The sequence below is a fragment of the Micromonospora sp. NBC_00858 genome, from assembly GCF_045207365.1.
In the GTDB taxonomy this organism is placed as follows: domain Bacteria; phylum Actinomycetota; class Actinomycetes; order Mycobacteriales; family Micromonosporaceae; genus Micromonospora.
Genome location: NZ_CP108828.1, coordinates 614,338 through 635,164 on the forward strand (window position 1 = coordinate 614,338; position 20,827 = coordinate 635,164).

General features: G+C 70.7%; 18 protein-coding genes and 1 pseudogene. 11 read left to right on the forward strand and 8 right to left on the reverse strand.

The window, feature by feature from the left end; translation table 11 throughout:
- Positions 1-5: 5 nt before the first annotated feature.
- The 5 genes from OG990_RS02915 (at position 6) to polA (ending at position 6,614) form a co-directional block, all read left to right on the forward strand.
- Positions 6-989 (forward strand): branched-chain amino acid ABC transporter permease, encoded by a 984-nt coding sequence (locus OG990_RS02915; protein ID WP_355609709.1) that lies wholly within the window; start codon positions 6-8, stop codon positions 987-989.
- Positions 986-2,143 (forward strand): ABC transporter permease subunit, encoded by a 1,158-nt coding sequence (locus OG990_RS02920; protein WP_355609711.1) that lies wholly within the window; start codon positions 986-988, stop codon positions 2,141-2,143. The genes OG990_RS02915 and OG990_RS02920 overlap by 4 nt, the downstream gene beginning before the upstream one ends.
- On the forward strand, positions 2,136-3,077 hold the full coding sequence (locus OG990_RS02925; protein ID WP_328418795.1) for an ABC transporter ATP-binding protein: 942 nt from the start codon (positions 2,136-2,138) through the stop codon (positions 3,075-3,077). The genes OG990_RS02920 and OG990_RS02925 overlap by 8 nt, the downstream gene beginning before the upstream one ends.
- On the forward strand, positions 3,064-3,777 hold the full coding sequence (locus OG990_RS02930; protein WP_406078910.1) for an ABC transporter ATP-binding protein: 714 nt from the start codon (positions 3,064-3,066) through the stop codon (positions 3,775-3,777). The genes OG990_RS02925 and OG990_RS02930 overlap by 14 nt, the downstream gene beginning before the upstream one ends.
- 137 nt (positions 3,778-3,914) lie before the next feature.
- Positions 3,915-6,614: a DNA polymerase I gene (gene polA, locus OG990_RS02935; RefSeq protein WP_406078911.1), complete on the forward strand. Its 2,700-nt coding sequence runs from the start codon at positions 3,915-3,917 to the stop codon at positions 6,612-6,614.
- A gap of 166 nt (positions 6,615-6,780) precedes the next feature.
- Here polA and OG990_RS02940 read toward each other — a convergent pair.
- The 4 genes and pseudogenes from OG990_RS02940 to OG990_RS02955 form a co-directional block, all read right to left on the reverse strand.
- Positions 6,781-7,125: pseudogene (locus tag OG990_RS02940) on the reverse strand (DUF3140 domain-containing protein); the annotation flags it as partial.
- A complete protein-coding gene (locus OG990_RS02945; protein ID WP_328418792.1) occupies positions 7,112-7,333 on the reverse strand; it encodes a DUF2945 domain-containing protein in 222 nt (73 codons plus the stop codon). The gene OG990_RS02945 and the pseudogene OG990_RS02940, both read right to left, overlap by 14 nt.
- Positions 7,334-7,386: 53 nt before the next feature.
- The gene (locus OG990_RS02950) at positions 7,387-7,989 is read right to left on the reverse strand and encodes a Uma2 family endonuclease (protein ID WP_406078912.1); all 603 of its coding nucleotides are present in this window, start codon (positions 7,987-7,989) and stop codon (positions 7,387-7,389) included.
- 55 nt (positions 7,990-8,044) lie between these two features.
- Positions 8,045-8,851, reverse strand: coding sequence for a class I SAM-dependent methyltransferase (locus OG990_RS02955; RefSeq protein ID WP_406078913.1), 807 nt, complete (start codon positions 8,849-8,851; stop codon positions 8,045-8,047).
- 400 nt (positions 8,852-9,251) lie between these two features.
- Between OG990_RS02955 and rpsA the strand changes: the two genes are divergently transcribed.
- Positions 9,252-10,751, forward strand: coding sequence for a 30S ribosomal protein S1 (gene rpsA, locus OG990_RS02960; protein ID WP_328418789.1), 1,500 nt, complete (start codon positions 9,252-9,254; stop codon positions 10,749-10,751).
- A gap of 90 nt (positions 10,752-10,841) precedes the next feature.
- Here rpsA and OG990_RS02965 read toward each other — a convergent pair whose 3' ends face one another.
- Positions 10,842-11,477, reverse strand: a complete 636-nt coding sequence (locus OG990_RS02965) for a GyrI-like domain-containing protein (RefSeq protein WP_406078915.1) — start codon at positions 11,475-11,477, stop codon at positions 10,842-10,844.
- A complete protein-coding gene (locus OG990_RS02970) occupies positions 11,461-11,994 on the reverse strand; it encodes a PadR family transcriptional regulator (protein ID WP_406078916.1) in 534 nt (177 codons plus the stop codon). Before OG990_RS02970 ends, OG990_RS02965 begins: the two co-directional genes overlap by 17 nt.
- A gap of 174 nt (positions 11,995-12,168) precedes the next feature.
- On the opposite strand from OG990_RS02970, the gene coaE reads away from it, so the two are divergent.
- Positions 12,169-13,350, forward strand: a complete 1,182-nt coding sequence (coaE, locus tag OG990_RS02975) for a dephospho-CoA kinase (protein WP_406078917.1) — start codon at positions 12,169-12,171, stop codon at positions 13,348-13,350.
- Between the two features lie 58 nt (positions 13,351-13,408).
- On the opposite strand, the gene OG990_RS02980 is transcribed toward coaE, so the two are convergent.
- Entirely contained in the window at positions 13,409-14,821 is a 1,413-nt protein-coding gene (locus OG990_RS02980; protein WP_406078919.1) for a hypothetical protein, read from the reverse strand.
- A gap of 410 nt (positions 14,822-15,231) precedes the next feature.
- Here OG990_RS02980 and uvrB point away from each other — a divergent pair, with 410 nt between their 5' ends.
- Both uvrB and OG990_RS02990 read left to right on the forward strand, forming a co-directional pair.
- The gene (gene uvrB / locus OG990_RS02985) at positions 15,232-17,340 is read left to right on the forward strand and encodes an excinuclease ABC subunit UvrB (protein WP_386983913.1); all 2,109 of its coding nucleotides are present in this window, start codon (positions 15,232-15,234) and stop codon (positions 17,338-17,340) included.
- 150 nt (positions 17,341-17,490) lie between these two features.
- The gene (locus tag OG990_RS02990; RefSeq protein WP_406078920.1) at positions 17,491-18,351 is read left to right on the forward strand and encodes a helix-turn-helix domain-containing protein; all 861 of its coding nucleotides are present in this window, start codon (positions 17,491-17,493) and stop codon (positions 18,349-18,351) included.
- Between the two features lie 106 nt (positions 18,352-18,457).
- Here the strand turns inward: OG990_RS02990 and OG990_RS02995 are convergent, their stop codons facing one another.
- Positions 18,458-18,751, reverse strand: a complete 294-nt coding sequence (locus OG990_RS02995) for an antibiotic biosynthesis monooxygenase family protein (protein ID WP_406078921.1) — start codon at positions 18,749-18,751, stop codon at positions 18,458-18,460.
- Between the two features lie 97 nt (positions 18,752-18,848).
- Between OG990_RS02995 and pnuC the strand changes: the two genes are divergently transcribed.
- Positions 18,849-19,502, forward strand: a complete 654-nt coding sequence (gene pnuC / locus OG990_RS03000; RefSeq protein ID WP_406081630.1) for a nicotinamide riboside transporter PnuC — start codon at positions 18,849-18,851, stop codon at positions 19,500-19,502.
- A complete protein-coding gene (locus OG990_RS03005; protein WP_406078922.1) occupies positions 19,499-20,638 on the forward strand; it encodes an AAA family ATPase in 1,140 nt (379 codons plus the stop codon). The genes pnuC and OG990_RS03005 overlap by 4 nt, the downstream gene beginning before the upstream one ends.
- Positions 20,639-20,827: the final 189 nt, after the last annotated feature.

Here is a 20,827-nt window from a genome sequence, read left to right on the forward strand (position 1 = left end):
CCCCGGTGCATTTCGATGAACTGATCGGCCATCTCGGCCAGCACACGGTCGATGGCCTGTCCAAGGGCGCTATCTACGCCCTGATCGCCCTTGGTTACACCCTCGTCTATGGCGTCCTTCGTCTGATCAACTTCGCGCACTCCGAGGTCTTCATGGTCGGTACCTTCGCGGTGCTGATCCTTTGGACCCAGCTCGGGGTGCAAAATAACCCCCCTGTCGGCCAGGCGATCCTGTTCCTGGTGCTCGGTCTGATCGTCGCGGCGGTCGCCTCCGGCGGTACGGCTCTGGCGCTTGAGCGGATCGCGTACCGGCCGTTGCGGCGTAAGAACGCGCCGCCGCTGATCTTCCTGATCACCGCGATCGGTCTGTCGCTGGTCTTCGTCGAGCTCTTCGGCCAGGTGCTGCCCAAGCTGCTCGGTGGCGTGTTGCCGGAGGCGTTCGGCCGGCCCCGGCAGATCGTCGGTATGCCGACGATCATCCAGCAGGAGACCCTGTTCACCATCGGCAACACGGCGATCACGAACATCCAGGTGATCGTCTTCGTCGCGGCCGTGGCGATGATGGCGCTGCTGGACTGGTTCATCAACCGCACCCGGTATGGCCGGGGCGTGCGGGCGGTGGCCCAGAACCCGGAGACCGCCGCGCTGATGGGCGTCAACCAGGAGCGCGTGATCATGCTGATCTTCGTGCTCGGTGGGATCATGGCCGGCGCCGCCGCTCTGTTGTGGAGCATGCGGTTCGGCTTCACCCAGAACAGCATCGGCTTCGTGCTCGGCCTCAAGGCGTTCACCGCCGCGGTCCTGGGCGGCATCGGTAACCTGCGCGGCGCGCTGCTGGGTGGCCTCTTCCTCGGCATCGTCGAGGTCTACGGCGCCACGCTCTTCGCGTCCAACTGGGAGGACGTCATCGCCTTCGTGGTGCTGATCGTGGTGCTGATGTTCCGGCCGACCGGTCTGTTGGGCGAGTCGCTCGGGAGGGCCCGCGCATGATCGACAAGATTCGCTCCGCTGATCGCCGCCGGGTGAGCCTGCTGACCACGGTCGGCGACCGCTGGCGGGCGCTGACGAAGTGGCAGCAGGCCCTCGGGCTGGCCGCCTTCGTGGCGGTCCTCTACTACCTGCCGCTGCTCGGCATTCCGGGCCTGACCTGGTTGCGTACCGACTCGATCGAGGGCGGTAACAACTGGGCGGGTGTGCTCTTCGTCTGCGCCATCTACGTGCTGGTCGCGATCGGCCTGAACGTGGTGGTCGGCCTCGCCGGCCTGCTCGACCTGGGCTACATCGGCTTCTTCGCCATCGGGGCGTACAGCGTGGCGCTGTTCGGTTCGGTGAACTCGCCGGTGGTGAAGTGGATCCAGCAGGAGTTCGACCTGCCGGCGACCTGGGCGGTGACCTGGGCGATCTGCCTGTTCATCGCGATCGTGCTGACGATGATCTCCGGGGTGCTGCTGGGCTGGCCGACGCTGCGGCTGCGCGGTGACTACCTGGCCATCGTGACCCTGGGCTTCGGCGAGATCATCCGGATCGTGGCCCGCAACGCCACCGGGCTGACCAACGGCCCGGTGGGCATCTCGGCCATCCCCGGCCCGGAGGGTGCGCCGTCAGCGGACAACAAGGTCTTCGGTCTGATCGACGCGAAGCCCTGGTACTGGCTGGCGATCACCTTCGTGCTGATCATGGTTTTCCTGGTCCGCCGGCTGGAGCACAGCCGGGTCGGCCGGGCATGGCTGGCCGTGCGGGAGGACGAGGACGCCGCCGCGGTGATGGGTGTGTACCCGTTCAAGTTCAAGCTCTGGGCGTTCGCCATCGGTGCGGCCCTCGGCGGCCTGTCGGGCTTCCTGTTCGGCAGCCGGAACGCGTTCATCGACCCGACCCAGTTCAACGCGAACCTGTCCATCCTCTTCGTCGCCATGGTGGTCGTCGGTGGCTCCGGCAACATGATCGGCGTCTCGCTCGGCGCGGTGCTGCTGGCGTACCTGCCGGAACGGTTCCGCGACTTCGCCGACTACCGGTGGTTGGTCTTCGGTCTGGCCATGGTGCTGGTGATGATCCTGCGTCCGCAGGGCCTTGTCCCGAGCCGGCGGCGTGCCCGCGAGTTGAAGGACCGCGCGGCGGAGGCAGAGGAGGCACCAGCTCATGTCTGACCAGACCACCAGCACCGCAGCGCCGAAGATCCCGACTCAGGCGGGACCGCGGCCGATACTGCTCGAGGTCGACGACGTCACGCTCCGCTTCGGCGGTGTGGTCGCCCTTGACAAGATCAATTTCCAGATCTACGAGGGCGAGATCCTCGGCCTCATCGGGCCGAACGGCGCCGGCAAGACCACCAGCTTCAACGTGATGACCGGGGTGTACAAGCCGACGTCCGGGGCCGTCCGGTTCCGGGGCCAGAAGGTGACCGGTCGCAAGCCGCACCAGATCAGCCAGCTCGGCATCTCCCGGACGTTCCAGAACATCCGTCTCTTCCCGGAGATGACGGCGCTGGAGAACGTCATGGTCGGCACGGACTCGCGGCACAAGACGAGCGTGCCCGGGGCGCTGTTCCGGCTCTACCGGGTTCGCCCGAAGCCGGAGGAGCTGCCGCAGGTCACCGCCGCGTCCGGGATCGTCCGGACCTGGCAGCAGGTGCGCCTGTCGGCCGCGAAGATCTTCGGCCTGTCCCGGCACATCCTCGAGGAGCGGGCGGCCGAGTCCAAGGCGCTCGAGCTGCTGCGCTTTGTCGGGATCGCCGACCGGGCCAACGACGAGGCGCGCAACCTGCCGTACGGCTACCAGCGCCGATTGGAGATCGCCCGGGCGCTGGCCACCGAGCCGAAGCTGATCTGCCTGGACGAGCCGGCCGCCGGCTTCAACCCGGCGGAGAAGGAGGAGCTCCTCACCCTGATTCGCAGGATCCGTGACAAGGGCCTGACCGTCCTGCTCATCGAGCACGACATGCGGCTGGTCATGGGGGTCACCGACCGGATCGTGGTGCTGGAGTTCGGCCGCAAGATCGCCGAGGGTGCGCCCGCGGAGGTCAGCCGCGATCCGAAGGTGATCGCCGCATACCTGGGGGAGCCCGCCGATGACGCTGCTTGAGCTCGAGAACGTCGCCGTTGCCTACGGCCGGATCGAGGCGCTGCACGGCATCAGCCTGAGCGTCAACGAGGGTGAGGTGGTGGCCCTGATCGGCGCGAACGGCGCCGGTAAGACCACCACCATGCGGGCCATCTCCGGGACCCGGGCGCTCGCCAGCGGGAAGATCACGTTCAACGGTGAGGACATCAGCAAGCTCCGGGCCGACCTGCGGGTGGTCCGGGGGCTGTGTCAGTCGCCGGAGGGGCGGCAGATCTTCCCGGGTATGACGGTGATGGAGAACCTGGACATGGGGGCGTACACCCGGCGGGACTCCGCCGGCATCGCCTCCGACCTGGACCGGGTGCTGACCCTGTTTCCGCGGCTGGCCGAGCGGCGCAAGCAGGCCGGCGGCACGCTCTCCGGCGGCGAGCAGCAGATGCTCGCGGTCGGCCGGGCGCTGATGAGCCGGCCGAAGCTGCTGCTGCTCGACGAGCCGTCGATGGGTCTGGCCCCGTTGGTGATCCGGCAGATCTTCGACATCATCACGGAGATCAACCAGCAGGGCACCACGATCCTGCTGGTGGAGCAGAACGCCCAGCAGGCGCTCTCCCGGGCGCACCGCGGCTACGTGCTGGAGACCGGTCAGATCGTGAAGGAAGGGACCGGTCAGGAGTTGCTGCACGACCCGTCGGTCAAGGAGGCGTACCTCGGCGTGGCCTGAGCCATCCGACCAACCAGCGGCCGGCCATCCCTCACGGGGTGGCCGGCCGCCGGCGTTCCGGCCGGCCGTCTGTTCCGCCGTCGGACGCGCGGTGCCGCCACCCGGGGATGTCGGTGCGACGGACTAGAGTCGCTGCCGTGACAGCTACGACGCCGCGCCTACTTCTCGTCGACGGACACTCCCTGGCATACCGGGCGTTCTTCGCCCTGCCGGTGGAAAACTTCTCCACCACGACGGGCCAGCCCACCAACGCGGTCTACGGCTTCACCTCGATGCTGATCAACGTGCTGCGCGACGAGCAGCCCACCCACATCGTCGTCGCGTTCGACGTCTCCCGCCGCTCCTTCCGCACCGACCGGTACGCGGAGTACAAGGCCGGCCGCAGCGAGACCCCGACCGACTTCAAGGGCCAGGTCAGCCTGGTCAAGGAGGTCCTGGCCGCGCTGCAGATCCCGGTGGTGGAGATGGAGGGCTACGAGGCCGACGACGTCATCGCCACGCTCGCCTGCCAGGCCCGCGACCAGGGCATGACGGTGCTGATCAGCAGCGGTGACCGGGATGCCTTCCAGTTGGTCGGCGACCAGGTCACCGTGTTGTACCCGCGCAAGGGTGTCTCCGACCTGGCCCGGATGGACCCGGCGGCGATCGAGGCGAAGTACGGCGTCGGTCCGGAGCGTTACCGGGACCTGGCCGCGCTGGTCGGCGAGACCAGCGACAACCTGCCCGGCGTCCCGGGCGTCGGCCCGAAGACCGCGGCAAAGTGGATCGCCACGTACGGCGGGGTGGAGGGCGTGATCGCCCGCGCCGACGAGATCAAGGGCAAGGCCGGCGACAGCCTGCGCGAGCGGCTCGCCGACGTGATCCGTAACTACGAGATCAACTGCCTGGTCTCCGACCTTGAGCTGCCGCTGCGCCCGGAGGACGCCAGGTGGGCCGGTTGGGACCGGGAGGCGGTGCACCAGGTCTTCGACACCCTGGAGTTCCGCATCCTGCGCGACCGGCTCTACCAGTACCTGGAGGCGGTCGAGCCGGAGGCCGAGTCAGGCTTCGACCTCACCGGCGAGGTGCTCACCGAGCCGGGCGCGCTGACCGCGTGGCTTTCCGCGCACGCCCCGACCGGCACCCCGGTCGGGTTGGCGATCAAGCTCGACACCGGCCCCAACCGCCGGCACACCGCCTCGATCACCGGCCTGGCGCTGGCCACCGCCGGCGGAGCGGCGGCCTGGGTGGACCCGGCGCGACTCGACGCGGCCGACGAGGGCGCGCTGGCCGGCTGGTTGACCGACGCGCAGCGGCCCAAGGTGCTGCACGACAGCAAGCCGGCCGTGCTGGCCTGTTCCGCGCACGGCTGGGAGCTGTCCGGCATCGTCCGCGACACCCAGATCGCCGCGTACCTGGCCCGCCCCGACCAGCGCTCCTACGACCTGACCGACCTGGCGCTGCGCTACCTGCACCGGGAGCTGCGGGTCGACGCGCCGGAGACCGGCCAGCTCACCCTCGACGGGCTGGGTGACGAGAGCGTGGCCGAGCAAAATCTGATGCTCCAGGCCCGGGCCACCCTCGACCTGGCCGACGCCATCGACGCCGAGCTGTCCCGCGACGGCGAGCAGTCGGCCCGGCTGATGGCCGGCGTGGAGCTGCCGCTGATGCGGGTCCTGGCCGACATGGAGCGCACCGGCATCGCCGCCGACACGCATTATCTGTCCGAGCTGGAGGCGCACTTCGCCGCCGAGGTGAAGGCCGCCGCGCAGGGCGCGTACGAGGCGGTGGGCCGGGAGTTCAACCTGGGCTCGCCCAAGCAGCTACAGGAGATCCTCTTCACCGAGCTGGGCCTGCCGAAGACCAAGAAGATCAAGACGGGCTACACCACCGACGCCGACGCCCTGCAGTGGCTCTACGCGCAGACCCCGCACCCGGTGCTGGCCCACCTGCTGCGCCACCGGGACGTGGCCAAGCTCAAGTCGACCGTCGACGGACTGCTCAAGTCGGTCTCCGACGACGGCCGGATCCACACCACCTTCAACCAGACGGTCGCGGCCACTGGGCGGCTCTCCTCCACCGAGCCCAACCTGCAGAACATCCCGATCCGCACCGAGGAGGGCCGGCGCATCCGCCGGGCCTTCGTGGTGGGTGAGGGCTACGAGTGCCTGCTCACCGCCGACTACAGCCAGATCGAGATGCGCATCATGGCGCACCTTTCATCGGACGACGCGCTCATCGAAGCCTTCAACTCCGGCGCCGACTTCCACGCCGCCACCGCATCGTCGGTCTTCGGGGTGCCGCTCGACGAGGTCACCCCGGACCAGCGCCGCAAGATCAAGGCGATGAACTACGGCCTGGCGTACGGGCTGAGCGCGTTCGGCCTGTCCCAGCAGCTCGGCATCGGCACCGAAGAGGCGCGCGGGCTGATGGAAAACTACTTCGCCGGCTTTGGCGGGGTGCGCGACTACCTGCAGCAGGTGGTCGCCCGAGCCCGCCAGGACGGCTACACCTCGACCATCCTGGGTCGCCGCCGCTACCTGCCGGACCTGGTCAGCGACAACCGGCAGCGCCGGGACATCGCCGAGCGGATGGCGCTCAACGCCCCGATCCAGGGCTCCGCGGCCGACATCATCAAGGTGGCGATGCTGCACGTCGACACCGCGCTGGGCGAGGCCGGGCTGCGCTCCCGGATGCTGTTGCAGGTGCACGACGAGCTGGTCTTCGAGGTCGCGCCGGGTGAGCGGGACGCGCTGGAGGCGCTGGTCCGGCGGGAGATGGGCGGGGCGTACCCGTTGTCGGTGCCGCTGGAGGTGTCGGTCGGCAACGGCCGGGACTGGAACAGCGCCGACCACTGATCCTGTCTTGCGGTGGTGGGGTTCCGGGGCAGCCCGACCCGCTCCGGGCGGTCAGGCTTGATCCCTGCGCGGGTCGGGCTGCCCTGGAACCCCGACTGGGTCTCTGTGGTCGGTGCTGTTCGGCGTTGTGATTCAGGTGGTTGGGCTGGGCCAGCCTGGTGGGTTACTTGAGGGGGTCGTGGCCCCAGTTCATGAGGGACCAGCGCCATTTGGTGTCGCGGACGTTGCCGGAGGGGCGCTGGGCCATGTGCCGGCGTACGTAGCCGACCACCTTGCGCATGTGCTTGTAGTCGCCCTCGGACAGCTCGCCGCGCTTGCGGCGCAACAGGTTGATGATCTTGCGCCCGGATTCGTGGCCGACTGACTCGCCGCCGCCGGAGCGACCGCCCTTGTGCCAGCCGACCTGCTTCGACTCGTCGGTCTCCAGCCAGGTGGACAGCTCGCCGGGCTTCATGTTCACCGCCTCGGTGAACTCCCGGTGGGTGTCCCGTCCATCGTCACGACCCCTCATGACGCAGCACCTCGGGCCGGTGGGCCACGTCGCGGCCCGAGTCGTCGTTGCGGATCCGGTACTGCGGTTCGTCCTCCGTCGCGTTCACGGCGTGTCCGCGTACGTGCGTCCGGTCGGTCAGCTTCTCCTTGACCACGCCGTGTGCCCGGCCGCTGTGACTGGCCCAGGAGACGTGGTCGCCCTCGCGGAATTCCCTCTGCTCGGCCATGCTCCTCGGCTACCCGGCACCGCCGGGGCGAAACGGCCAGCCGAACCGGTCGACTACGGCGTGATCTCGGCGATCGGTAGTTTGATCTCGAACGGCTCGGTCAACTCGATCACGTCAGCGCCGTCGGCGACCAGCTCGTACTGCCGCTCACCGCCGGGCCCCACCCGGTCGCCGATCCGGTACGCGTAGACGTGCACCGGGTCCTGCTCGATCCGCCAGTAGAAGGGAATGCCGGCGGCGGCGTACTCGCCGGGCTTGGCGAAGCGGTCGATCCGTCGGGTGCCCGGCGAGACAATCTCCACGGCGAGGACGACATCCGCTGGCCGCAGCATGGACCGGTCGGACGGCACCTCGGCGCGGTACAGCAGGACATCCGGCTGTCGGCTGGTGTTGAAGCCGAGCCCGACGCCAACGGCCTGGGCGACCCGGAGGTCGCTGGGCGCGTGGGAGTGTAGCCACAGACGTACCAGGAACGAGATGTCCTGATGGCCCAGGGTGGGGGAGGGTGTCACCTGGATGACTCCATCGACGAGTTCGACGCGGGGGGCGTCATCCGGCAGATTGAGCAGATCCTCGACCGTGTAGTCGGCGCGCTGCTGCCGCATCGGGTCCGGACACCAGGGGCCAGGTGGTGTCGGGATGGGCTCCGCGCTCATGGGGCGAGCCTACCGCCCATCGATGGGGTGGGGTCGCACCGCGCGTGCGACGCGGTCATCCGGCGGGCTTCTCGGTGACGAAGATGGCGGTGCCCGGGAAGAGCCGTCCGCGCAGCGGGCTCCACTGCCCCCAGATCCCCTCGTGCCCCGCCGGCCACTCCGGCTCCACCAGGTCCAGCAGCCGGAACCCGGCGCCGACCAGTTCGCGGATCCGGTCGCCAAGGGTCCGGTGCTGCTCGACGTAGGTGGCCACGCCGGACTCGTCCTGTTCCACGTAGGGGGAGCGGTCGAAGTACGAGTGCACGGCGGTCAGCCCACCCTCGCCCGGATCGTCGAGGAAGATCCAGCGCATCGGATGGGTCACCGAGAACACCCACCGGCCGCCGGGGCGCAGCACCCGGTGCACCTCGGCCAGCAGGGCCGCCGAGTCGTCCACGAACGGGATTGCGCCGAACGCGGTGCAGGCGAGGTTGAACGACTGGTCGGCGAACGGCAGGGCGAGCGCGTCGGCCTGCACCAGCGGTACGCGTACCCCGGTGCGGTCGGCGGCTTCGGCGGCGTGCCGCAACATGCCGGCGGACAGGTCGAAGGCGACCGGCCGGGCGCCCTGGGTGGCCAGCCAGCGGGCAGCGGCCGCGGCGCCGCAGCCGACCTCCAGCACCCGCCGCCCGGGCAGGTCACCGAGCAGCCGGGCGTCGGCCTCGCGCAGCCCTTCGGGGCACCAGACGAAGTCGACGTCACCGAGGAACGCGCCGTGCTCGGCTTGGTAGTCGTCGGCGTCGGTGTCCCACCAGCCGCGGTTTGCCCGCCGGGCCTCGGCGTCACCCACCCGGCGCCGGGTAACCCGGCTGTCGTCATCCACCCGCTCACGCTAGGCCCCGGGGCGGCTCCTGCGGGCGGTGGGCAGGGCCGACCCGCCGGCACGGTCGCGCCGCCGCCGGGCCACCGGTTGGGTGGGGCCGGTGGGGCCGGTGTGACCCAGGAGACAGCAGGGGTGTTTTCCGGGCGATTGTTCGGCTTTCGCAGGTCATCGAACGGCGAGAAGCTGGGAGGGCTTGCACGCTGTGGTAATGCGCACGGTAGGCTAGACGATGCGCTCGCGGATCGTGTGTCTCGGCAGGGAGCAGGTGCGCGGTCGACGGAGCCACATCATGATCTCACTGTGATCGTTCGGTGTGCCCGGCGACGGATCCGCTGGCGCGAACAGGTCACTGCGACACCAGCCTGCTGTGACAACCCATCCGACCGGAGCAACCGCCCACATGACGAGCAGCATCGAGGCCCCCTCGAGCGCCACCCGGGTCACCCACGACGATCTCGGTTCCGAGGAGGCATTCCTCGCCGCGATCGACGAGACCATCAAGTACTTCAACGACGGCGACATTGTCGAAGGCACCGTCGTCAAGGTCGATCGGGACGAGGTCCTGCTCGACATCGGCTACAAGACCGAGGGTGTCATCCCCTCTCGGGAGTTGTCGATCAAGCACGACGTGGACCCCGCCGAGGTTGTGACGGTTGGTGACCACATCGAGGCCCTGGTTCTCCAGAAGGAGGACAAGGAGGGTCGTCTGATCCTCTCCAAGAAGCGGGCGCAGTACGAGCGGGCCTGGGGCACGATCGAGAAGATCAAGGACGAGGACGGCGTCGTCCGCGGCTCGGTCATCGAGGTGGTCAAGGGTGGCCTCATCCTCGACATCGGGCTTCGCGGCTTCCTGCCCGCGTCCCTGGTCGAGATGCGGCGCGTGCGCGACCTGCAGCCGTACGTCGGGCGGGAGCTCGAGGCCAAGATCATCGAGCTGGACAAGAACCGCAACAACGTGGTCCTGTCCCGCCGGGCCTGGCTGGAGCAGACGCAGTCCGAGGTGCGCACCGAGTTCCTCAACAAGCTGCAGAAGGGCCAGGTCCGCAAGGGCGTCGTGTCCTCGATCGTCAACTTCGGCGCATTCGTGGACCTCGGCGGCGTCGACGGTCTGGTGCACGTCTCCGAGCTGTCCTGGAAGCACATCGACCACCCGTCCGAGGTCGTCGAGGTGGGCCAGGAGGTCGAGGTCGAGGTCCTGGACGTCGACCTGGACCGCGAGCGGGTTTCGCTGTCGCTGAAGGCGACCCAGGAGGACCCGTGGCGGCAGTTCGCCCGCACCCACGCGATCCAGCAGATCGTGCCGGGTAAGGTCACCAAGCTGGTGCCGTTCGGTGCGTTCGTCCGGGTGGACGACGGCATCGAGGGCCTGGTCCACATCTCCGAGCTGGCCGAGCGCCACGTGGAGATCCCGGAGCAGGTCGTCCAGGTTGGCTCCGAGGTCATGGTCAAGGTCATCGACATCGACCTGGAGCGTCGCCGGATCTCGCTGTCGCTCAAGCAGGCCAACGAGGGCTTCGTCGAGGGCGAGGAGCACTTCGACCCGACCCTCTACGGCATGGCCGCGACGTACGACACCGAGGGCAACTACATTTACCCGGAGGGCTTCGACCCGGAGACGGGCGAGTGGCTCGAGGGGTACGACAAGCAGCGCGAGACCTGGGAGAACCAGTACGCCGAGGCTCGTGTGCGCTGGGAGGCCCACACCAAGCAGGTGCAGACCTCTCGGGCCGCCGACGCCGAGGCCGCTGCCAACCCGACTCCGGTCGTTCCGGCCGCCGCTGGGGGCACCACCTCCTCGACCAGCCCGGCCCCGAGCCGGCAGGCCGAGGAGCCGGCCGGCACCCTGGCCACCGACGAGGCGCTCGCCGCTCTGCGGGAGAAGCTCGCCGGCGGTAAGTGACCCGCTGAACGACGAAGGGCCCCGTCCCCGCGATCTTCGGATCGCCGGGGGCGGGGCCCTCGCCGTACCCTCGGCCGGCCGCCGGGTCAGCTACGCATTCGCTGCGGCGGCGACGGTGACCGGTTGCCTCAGGATGGTGCGTTGCTTGTCGGGTGCGACCTTGCGGAAGTCGCTGAGGTAGATCTCGTGGTGCCTGCCGACCATCCGTAACCCGTTGCCCGGCACGAACTTGTGGTGCAGGTGCGCCAGTACCTCGGCTTCCTCGTCGAAGGACCCGATGTGCAGCGTCTGTACGCACCGCCCCTCGGAGAGCGTCTCCAGTCGGGTGTCGTCGAGACGCGCCGGGCGATTCCTGGCTCCGGCCTGCTCCACGGCGGCGGTGACCATGTCCTGGTTGATCCAGTCCGGGGCCATGATCATCAGCGTCCAGTCCCACCGTGACTTGTCGCGTTCCGCGGTGAAGGAGTCCATGTCATCGGCCCACCACAGGCCCTCCAGGGGCGGGACGACGTAGTCGCGCAGTAGGTCTCGTTTGCTGGCGAACTTCAGCTTGTAGGCCACTGGGTAGAGGGCTTCGACGGCGTCGGTGAACGCCGGTGAGGTGTTCGGGTCGCCGTGGCCGTCGATCATGAGGTACTGCATGTCGGGCACGTCCACGATCCGGAACTGGCCTCGTCTGGCCTGATAGGCGTCGGTGGTCTTCTTGAAGTCAGTCTTGTCCGTCATCAGGCACCTGGGCTCGGGCGGCGAGCCACTGCCTTTCTGCCTCGAGGAGGCTCAGCGAGTACGAGAACACCTCACGCGCCGGTCGCGGGAGGGGGGCTTGCGCCTGCTGCGCCACCTGGACCGCCTCGATGCGGGCTTCGACCCGCGCCAACCGGGTGCGTAGCGCCTGTGCGTACTCCTGATCGGAGAGCAGGGGCAGGTTGGCGATACCGACGAGAAACGGGTGCGGGGCCGGCCGTGGTTCCTCGATGAGAGCCAGCGCGGTGCGCGCCGCAGCCTCTCGGCCCTGGGCGGTGGCGTGGTACACGCGGCGGGACTTTGGGGCGGCGGGAGCCTCGGGAACGTGGACCAGGCCGCGCTTCTCCAGCTTGGCGAGCAGGTAGTAGATCGAGGAGAACCCGACGTCGGACCACTGCCGGATGCCGCGTTGCTCGATCACCTGCTCCAGGTCGTAGCCGTGCCGGGCGCGTTCGATGATCAAGCCCAGCACGGTCAGCTCGGCTGGAGTCAGCTCCATGGCAGTATTCAATTACTAGAATAGAGACACTTGGGATGTCCCTTCAGGAGGTTGCCCGGCCCCGAGCCGGCAGGCCGAGGAGCCGGTCGCCGCGCTGCCGGCGCCAACGAGCACGATCTCGCCGGGCCGCGGGCGAGTTTGGCGACAGGGCTCGTGATCCGGTTGACTGGTCCGGTGCTGAGGGTGGGATTGACCGGCGGTATCGGGTCGGGCAAGAGCGCGGTGGCCGCGCGGCTGGTCGAGCGGGGTGCGGTGCTCATCGACTCCGACCGGGTGGCCCGGGAGGTCGTCGCACCGGGCACCGAGGGCCTGGCCGAGATCGTCGCCACGTTCTCCACCGAGGTGCTGGACGCCGACGGCGCACTGGACCGCGCCGCACTGGGTGCGGTGGTGTTCGCCGACGAGACCGCCCGTCGGCAGTTGGAGGCGATCACCCATCCCCGGGTCCGTGCCCGCACCGCCGAGCTGGCCGCCGCGGCGGCACCCGACGCGATCGTCGTGAACGACGTACCGCTGCTGGTCGAGGTGGGTCTCGCGCCGACGTACCACCTGGTGGTCGTGGTGCAGACGGACGTGGCGGCCCGACTCGAACGCCTGGCGCGCGATCGTGGGATGGACCGTGCGGAGGCCGAGCGGCGGATCGCCGCGCAGGCCGACGACGCCCGTCGCCGCGCCGTGGCGGACGTGGTGCTGACCAACGACGGAAGCCTGGCGGAGCTGCACGCCGCCGTCGACACACTCTGGCACCAGCGGCTGCTGCCCTACGAGCACAACCTGCGGGAGCGGCGGGTGGTTCCGCCGGGCCGGGTCGACCCGACCGGGACTGACCCGAACTGGCCCGAGCAGTACGCCCGGCTGGCCGCCCGGATCCGACACGCGCTCGCCCCGGCCGACCTGCGGATCGACCACATCGGCTCGACCGCGGTGCCCGGCCTCGCCGCCGAGGACGTCATCGACGTGCAGGTGGCCGTGCCCAGCCTCGCCGACGCCGACAGGGTGCTGGCCGACCGGCTGGCGAACGCCGGGTTCCCGCCGGTGCCGGGGCAGTGGTGGGACGATCCCCGTCCGGCCGGCAGCGGCCGGTGGGAGAAGCGGTTGCACGGCAGCGCCGACCCTGCCCGCCCGGTGCGCGTGCACGTGCGGGCCGCCGGCTCGCCGGGCTGGCGGTACGCGCTGCTGATGCGCGACCACCTGCGCGCCGACCCGGACCAGCGTGCGGCTTACCTGCTGCTCAAGCGCGAGTTGGTCGACGCGGCGCCGGACGGCACCGGATCCGGTACGGCCCGCGACCCGTGGTTCGACGAGGAGTACCTGCGGGCCGAGCAGTGGGCCGCGCAGACCGGATGGCGGCCCTGAGCGGCACGGCTGACACCGGGGCGTTTCACCGGGCGCGTGCCGCCCGCGTCGCGGGGGATCAGGGTGCGCCGGGACGCCGGGTGGGGGCTGCCGGGCGGGGCACCGGGGTCAGTCGGGGCACCGAGGCGGGGTTGAGGTCCAGCTGCGCCCACGCGCCGGGGGCGGTGTGCAGCTCCAGCCGCCGCAGCGACCCGACCCGGTCGATCCAGTAGCGCAGCCGCGCGTCGGCCGTGCGCAGCTCGACGACGTCCACGGTCCGCCCGCCGGCGACGTCCTCGCGTACCCGCACGGCCGCACCACGCTGCCCGGATGACCCGGCGGCGGCCACCGCGGCCCCGACCAGCAGGCTCAGGTCGTCCGTGCCGGACCGGGTGAACCGCCACGCCCCGGCAGGGGGCGGCAGCGGCGGCCGACCGGGCGTTTCCGCGGTGCCGCCGCCACCGGCCGCGGCCGGCACGTCCACCCGGGCCAGGCCGGCGGTGTCCCGCCGCAGCAGGGTCCGGCGATCCGGTACGCCCAGGTCGGCGGCGGCCAGGTAGGCGGTGCGGGCGGTCCAGTTCAACCAGCCGGCGCCTCGCAGGTTGGTGTCCGTGCCCGTCGGCGCCGTCAAGGTCAGCGCGGCACCGCCCTGGGCGCGCAGCCGGGCCGGCAGCCGGTCCAGTCGATCCTGTTCGGCGCCGGTGAGCGCGCGGGGTTGCCCGGGCCGGCCACCGAGTGCGTCCACCGGGCGCAGCGTCGGCCGGTCCGCCCGGTTGAGGGTCACCGTGATCGAGCCGACGTCGCGCAGCCGGAGGACCAGCTTGTGCAGCCGGGCGTCCTGGTCGAGCCAGTAGCGGGGCTGCCCGTCGACGTCGCCCCCTGCCCTGGTCGTCAGTGCTGTACTTCCCGGCGCTGTGCCGCTGGCGGTGGGTGAGGTCCCGCCGGGTAGCGGCGCCTCAAGGACGTCCACCGGCCCGGCCGCGACGGTGTCCCGGGCCACCCAGCGGGCACCGCTGTCCCGCAGCGCCTGGGCGGGGTCCGGGCGGTCGGCGGCGAGGCCGAGAAGCAGGTCGAGCACGGGTGCCAGGCCCGCGCCGGGTGCCAGGTGGTGCAGCCGCCAGCGGTCCGCCGGGGGCACCAGTGGTGGCGCGGCGGGGGTGGGCACCGCGGCCGGGTCCGGTCGGATCACCAGCAACGGGCCGGCTCTCTGCAACAGGCCCCGCTCGGCGCCCGCGCCCGGACCACCCACGTCGAGGTAGAGCAGCGTCCGCGACCAGTCCACCCAGCCGACCAGTTCGGTATGGGCGGCACCGGCGCCGATCGTGACATGGACCCCGGCGCGCAGGTCCCGCAGGTTGGTGACCCGCATCGCGGCCAACCGCTCGCCCTCGGCGACGGTCAGCGGCCGGGCCGGCTCGGGCGGGTCGGGAGCCCAGCTCAACAGCCCGATCACCAGCGCCGTCGCGGACGTCACCGCGGTCAGGCCGAGCATCAGCAGGATTGTCCGTCGACGGCGGCTGGCCGGGGACGGACCGGCGGTGTCGGTGGGCCGGGACGTGTCCCCGGGATCGATGTCGCGTGCCGGCTTCGGAGAGGTGTCCACGGATGTGAAACGGGCGGGGCGGCGCCGGGGTGACGAGCAGGGCGCTCGCGGCGGCCGGTCTGCGCCTCGAGCGCGACCACACGGGTGCGCACGCCGGACGCGCCGGGTGCTGCGACCCGCTGTGCCGGGGGCGGCCGGCCGAGATGACGGCCTGGCCACCGGCCCGGTCGGCCGCCGCGAGCGGCCTCCAGCGAGAGCCTAGTGCCGGTGACATGCGCCACACAATGGGAATATTGAAGCTGATCACGTACCCGGCGTGACGGCCGTTCCTGTCGGACCTCCGGCGTACCGTTGAGGTCATGGCGCTCGACATTCCTCGGCTGGACGGCCGCTTCCAGGTCGTCAGTGAGTTTCAGCCGGCCGGCGACCAGCCGGCCGCCATCGACGATCTGGAGCGTCGGGTTCGGCGCGGCGACCGCAACACGGTGCTGCTCGGCGCGACCGGCACCGGCAAGAGCGCCACCACCGCGTGGCTGATCGAGCGGCTGCAGCGCCCGACCCTGGTGCTCGCCCCGAACAAGACGCTCTGCGCGCAGCTGGCCAAGGAGTTCAGCGAGCTGCTGCCGGACAACGCCGTCGAATACTTCGTCTCGTACTACGACTACTACCAGCCCGAGGCGTACATCCCGCAGACCGACACCTACATCGAGAAGGACTCCTCGATCAACGAGGAGGTCGAGCGGCTGCGGCACTCGGCGACGATGTCGCTGCTCACCCGCCGCGATGTGGTCGTGGTGGCCACCGTGTCGGCGATCTACGGCCTGGGCACCCCGGAGGAGTACCTCGACCGGGCGATCCGGGTCGGCGTCGGCCAGGAGGTCGACCGCGACCAGTTGCTGCGGCGGCTGGTCGACATCCGCTACACCCGCAACGACATGGCCTTCCAGCGGGGGACGTTCCGGGTCCGCGGCGACACGCTGGAGATCATCCCGGCGTACGAGGAGTTGGCGGTCCGCATCGAGCTGTTCGGCGACGAGGTGGAGAAGCTCTACTACCTCAACCCGCTGACCGGTGACGTGGTCCGCGAGGTCGACCAGCTGGTCATCTTCCCGGCCACGCACTACGCGGCCGGCCCGGAGCGGATGGAGCGGGCGATCCGCGACATCGAGGTGGAGCTGGCCGAACGGCTCGCTGAGCTGGAGCGACAGGGCAAGCTGCTGGAGGCGCAGCGGCTGCGGATGCGCACCACCTACGACATCGAGATGATGCGGCAGGTGGGCTTCTGCTCGGGCATCGAGAACTACTCGATGCACATGGATGGGCGGCTGCCCGGCAGCCCGCCGCACTGCCTGCTCGACTACTTCCCGGACGACTTCCTCACCGTCGTCGACGAGTCGCACGTGACGATCCCGCAGATCGGCGGCATGTACGAGGGCGACGCGTCCCGCAAGCGGATGCTCATCGACCACGGCTTCCGGCTGCCCAGCGCGGCCGACAACCGGCCGCTGCGCTTCGACGAGTTCCTGGAGCGGGTCGGCCAGATGGTCTACCTCTCCGCGACCCCCGGCCCGTGGGAGCTGGAGCAGGCCCAGGGTGAGTTCGTCGAGCAGGTCATCCGGCCCACCGGGCTGGTCGACCCGGAGGTCGTGATCAAGCCGACCAAGGGCCAGATCGACGACCTGATGCACGAGATCAAGCTGCGTACCGATCGGGACGAACGGGTGCTGGTCACCACGCTGACCAAGAAGATGGCCGAGGACCTGTCGGACTACCTGCTGGAGAACGGCATCCGGGTGCGTTACCTGCACTCGGAGGTCGACACGCTGCGCCGGGTGGAGCTGCTGCGCGAGCTGCGCAAGGGCGACTACGACGTGCTGGTCGGCATCAACCTGCTCCGCGAAGGTCTGGACCTGCCCGAGGTGTCGTTGGTGGCGATCCTCGACGCTGACAAGGAGGGCTTCCTGCGCAGCGGCCGGTCGCTGATCCAGACCATCGGGCGGGCCGCCCGTAACGTCTCCGGTCAGGTGCACATGTACGCCGACAAGATCACTCCGTCGATGGCGAACGCGATCGACGAGACCGATCGGCGGCGGGCCAAGCAGATCGCGCACAACGAGGCGCACGGGGTCAGCCCGGAGCCGCTGCGCAAGAAGATCCACGACATCCTGGACGACATCTACCGCGAGGCGGAGGACACCGAAAACTCCCGGGTCGGCGGTGCGGTGCGCCAGCTCTCCCGGGGCAAGGCGCCGGTCAAGGAGACCCGCAGCCGGAGTCGGGCGGCCGCCACCACCACCTCGCGGGAGGGGATGGCCCGCGCCGACCTGGCCCAGCTCATCCAGGAGCTGAACGACCAGATGCTGGCCGCCGCCCGCGAGCTGCAGTTCGAGCTGGCGGCCCGGATCCGCGACGAGGTCTCCGACCTGAAGAAGGAGCTGCGCGGAATGGACGCGACCGGCGTGAAGTGACGGCCGCCCCGGCGGCCACAGCGGGTGCGGAACGGCAGGTACGGGCCGGTCCGATCGGTCGCCGGGAGAGGTCAGTCCGGTAGCGGTGTGCGAGCGTGGTATTGCACTGGGTGACCGTCCTGCGTACTCTCCCTCGGTGGGGAGGCGGGGATGCCGTTGCCAACGAGTCCTGTCATTCGACGTGTGCGGCTCGGTGCCGAGCTGCGCCAGCTACGCCGGCGCGAGGCGTTGACCTTGGAGCAGGTCTGCGACCGGCTGGGCTGGGCCTCGACGTCGAAACTGTCCCGCATCGAGCTGGGCCAGAGCCGACCGGACCTCGCCGACGTGCTAGATCTGCTGGACATCTACCAGGTGCCGGCGCCGGCCCGGGACGCGCTGATCGTGATCGCCCGGGACGCGGCCACCAGTCGCGGCTGGTGGAAGACGCTGGGCGAGATGAGCGAGCGGCAGCGTACGTACGCCGAGCTGGAGGCGGGCGCTGCCCACATCGTCGAGTACCAGCCGGCGGTCGTGCCGGGGCTGCTCCAGACGCCGGAGTACGCCCGGTTCCGGGTCTCCGCCGGCGCTCTGTTCACGCCGGAGATCGACGTGGACGCCGAGGTGCGTGCCCGGGGTCTGCGGCAGGAGGTGCTGCGTCGCGCCGACCCAGCGCGCTACACGGTGGTGCTCGCCGAGGCGGCCTGCGACCCGGGCGATTTGCCGGTCCCGGTCTGGCGTGAGCAACTGCGGCACCTGGTCGCCGTGACCGGGCTGGCCCACGTGACGATCCGGCTGTTGCCTCGCGGCACGGCGGCCGACGGCGGGCTGCACCCGCTCACCCCGTACTCCTGGTATGCCTTCCCCGACCCGGCGGACCCGCGGACGGTGATGCTGGAGGCGTTGACCACCGACGTCCGGTTGGCCACCGTGCTGGACGTCGACCGGTACGAGCGGATGACCGAGGCGCTGCTGGCCGCCGCGTTGTCACCGGCGGAGACGGTCACCGCGCTGGCCCGACGCGTCGGGGAATGAGGGTAGCGGCGCCGCGCGGCCACCGGGCCCGGCGCCCCCGAGCCCGTCGGGACCGGCGGCCGGCGCGTGCGGTGGGCACGATAACCGCGGGGTACGACAGCTCCGCTCAGGCCGGTACGTCGATGAAGTGCTCGACGAGGGGAGGCCCGGCGAAGTGCGGCCCGATCAGCTCACGCCACCGGGTGAACCGCTCGGTGGCCCGGAAGTTGTCGTTGTGCGCGTCGACCGAGTCCCACTCGACCAGCAGCACGAACCGGGTCGGGGACTCGATCCCCCGGGTCATCCGCACCGACCGGCAGCCGGGTGCGCCGGCGAGCACCGGGTGACCCTGGGCGTACGCGGCGGCGAACTCGTCCTCGTGTCCGGGCAGTACGTCGATCAACGCGACCTCAAGCACCATGTCGGAAGCCTCCCACGGCGGGCCGGCCCGACGGCGTGGTGGGGTCTGTTCCGGTGTCGACAGTGGCCCTAGGGTGGGTGCCCGGGAGGGCGCTGTGATGATCGACTGGCTCACCGGCACCGCGTTCCGGGTGGCCGGCACCGGGACCACGTGGGCGGAACTGCTCGGGTTCGCCACCGGCGTGCTGAACGTCTGGCTGGTGGCCCGGCAGCGGATCGCGAACTGGCCGGTCGGCATCGCCAACGTGCTGCTGCTCATGCTGCTGTTCTGGACCGCCGGCCTGTACGCCGACGCCGGGCTCCAGGTCGTCTACGTCGCGCTCGGCTGCTACGGCTGGTGGCACTGGCTGTTCGGTGGCGAGCGGCGGACCCGGCTCACGGTGAGCCGGACCGGGCGGCGGGAGTGGCTGGCGCTGGCCGTCGCAGGGGTACTGCTCACCGGCGCGCTCTGGGTCCTGCTGGACCGGGCCACCGACTCGACGGTGCCGATGCCGGACGCGCTGACCACCGCGCTGTCCCTGCTGGCCACATACGGGCAGACCCGCAAGCGGGTGGAGAGCTGGTGGCTCTGGATCGCCGCCGACCTGATCTACATCCCGCTCTACGCGTACAAGGGGCTGCACCTGACCGCCGTCCTGTACCTGGTGTTCCTCGCCCTCTGCGTGCTCGGGCTGCGGGCCTGGCGTGCGGACCTGCGCCGGGCCGACCGGCCGACCCCGGTCCCGCCCGGCCCGGCCCGGGTCACCGCGTGACCGAGCGGGCACCGGACCGCCGGCCGACACCCCGCCCGCCGACACCCCGCTCGCCGGAGCAGGCGGACGATGCGGAGTTCCGGCACGGGATGGTGGTGGGGAAGTTCTATCCGCCGCACGCCGGGCACCACGCGCTGATCGCGGCCGCGGCTGCCCGGTGCGCCACGGTCACCGTGGTGGTGGCGCCCTCGCGCCGCGAGTCCATCCCGCTCGAGGTGCGGCTGGACTGGCTGCGGGAGGTGCACGCGGACACCCCGTGGGTCCGGTTCGTCGGCCGGTACGACGACCACCCGGTGGACTACGCCGACCCGGTGGTCTGGGACGCGCACTGCGCGGTGTTCCGCGAGGCGGTCGGACCGGGGGCGGTGGACGCCGTCTTCTCCTCTGAGGCGTACGGCGCCGAGCTGGCCCGCCGCTTCGACGCCGTACCCGTGTCGGTGGATCCGGAGCGGCGGACCGTGCCGGTCTCCGGGACCGCCGTGCGGGCGGACCCGGTGGGTCACTGGCGGTGGCTGAGCCCGCCGGTGCGCGCCTGGTTCGTCCGGCGGGTGGTGGTGGTCGGTGCCGAGTCGACCGGCACCACCACGATGGCGATGGCGCTCGCCGCGCGCTACCGCACCGGCTGGGTGCCGGAGTACGGCCGGGAGCTGACCGCCCGCAAGCTGGCCCGGCTGCGGGAAGACTCGCCCGGGGCGAGCGTCTTCGACGTGAGCTGGGATCGGGATGACTTCCGCACGGTGGTCCGCGAGCAGCAGGCGGCCGAGGACGCGGCGGCCCGCTCGTCCGGGCCGCTGCTCTTCTGCGACACCGACGCGCGGGCCACCGCTGTCTGGGAGGAGCGCTACCTCGGTAGTACGTCTCCGGCGGTCCGGGCGGCGGCCCGTCGACCTGCGCTGTACCTGCTGACCGACCACCGGGGCGTGCCCTTCGCCGACGACGGGCTGCGCGACGGGGAGCACCTGCGGGGCTGGATGACCGAGCGGTTCCGCACCGAACTGGCCGGGTGCGGCGTGCCGGTGGTGGAGCTGGTGGGACCGCACGCCGAGCGGCTGACCCGGGCGGTGGCTGCCTGCGACGCGTTGCTCGCCGCCGGCTGGTCGCTCGCCGACCCGCTCGCCGCACCCGACACGCACTAGCCTCCTAGGACGCGTTAGACCGTGTGTCGCGGGGTATTCCTGGCCGGCGGGTGGCCGGTAACACCGGCTACCCGGGGTGCGATCACACGGCGTGGTGGGCAAGAATGGTCATCGAGGAGGGGAGTATTCCCTCGCGACGGAGTCGTCAGCACGGTCGACCGCCGGTTTTCGGCGTACGACCCGGCGCCG